We start from the raw sequence: 520 nt of genomic DNA on the forward strand, positions 1-520 counted from the left end.
GCGTAATAGCTCACTGATCGAGTCGTCCTGCGCGGAAGATGTAACGGGGCTAAGCCAGTCACCGAAGCTGCGGATATCCTTTATTGGATATGGTAGGAGAGCGTTCTGTAAGCCTGCGAAGGTGTCTTGTAAAGGATGCTGGAGGTATCAGAAGTGCGAATGCTGACATGAGTAGCGATAATGGGGGTGAAAAGCCTCCACGCCGTAAGCCCAAGGTTTCCTGTTCAACGTTCATCGGAGCAGGGTGAGTCGGCCCCTAAGGCGAGGCAGAGATGCGTAGCTGATGGGAAGCAGGTTAATATTCCTGCACCGTCGTATGATGCGATGGGGGGACGGATCGCGGAAGGTTGTCCAACTGTTGGAATAGTTGGTTTTTGGCTCATAGAAGGCGCTTAGGCAAATCCGGGCGCGGAATTCAAGGGGTTGAGACGAGTGCACTTGTGCACGAAGCAATCGGAAGTGGTTCCAAGAAAAGCCTCTAAGCTTCAGTCATACGAGACCGTACCGCAAACCGACACAG

General features: G+C 52.9%; 1 rRNA gene. It reads left to right on the forward strand.

Annotated features, from left to right (window positions below):
* Positions 1 to 520 (forward strand): 23S ribosomal RNA (locus AC07X6_RS28615); the annotation flags it as partial.

It is taken from the genome of Janthinobacterium sp. GW460-12-1-14-LB5 (assembly GCF_059423585.1).